At 48.7% G+C, this 345-nt stretch carries 1 protein-coding gene; it reads right to left on the bottom strand.

The window, feature by feature from the left end; all coding sequences use genetic code 11:
- Positions 1-93 precede the first annotated feature (93 nt).
- Positions 94-345, bottom strand: a 252-nt coding sequence (locus tag B1748_RS36210) for a transposase (protein WP_143810506.1), incomplete at its 5' end; no start/stop codon positions are given.

The raw sequence follows: 345 nt of genomic DNA, 5'->3' as shown, positions 1-345 counted from the left end.
GGTAGCGTCAAGAAGTTTGTGTAAGTAGGTTTTTCCATCGGGACGATGGCATTCTTTTAATGGTGAGCGTAGCCCAAGCGAAGGCGCGGGAGGCTATTGGTTTCCATAACGCTCGTTGTACATTTTCTCGAATGCAGCTTTCGTATCGACATCGACAAAGCCACGGATCGCTCGACCACACCATTTTTCGTTGTAGTCGGTGGCCTGTAGATAAATGATCTTCTCCGCCGCTTCGATGTTCGTCAAACTGTTCATCGGTTTGAGGCGTTTACGGAGCTCTTTGTTCATTCGTTCAATCGGATTTGAGGTGTAGATGGCAGGCCAGGTCAACTGCGGGTACTTGTA

Origin of the sequence: Paenibacillus sp. MY03, from assembly GCF_002165585.1 — a bacterium.
GTDB lineage: Bacteria > Bacillota > Bacilli > Paenibacillales > Paenibacillaceae > Pristimantibacillus > Pristimantibacillus agaridevorans.
This window is presented reverse-complemented; position numbering and strand designations above follow the sequence as displayed.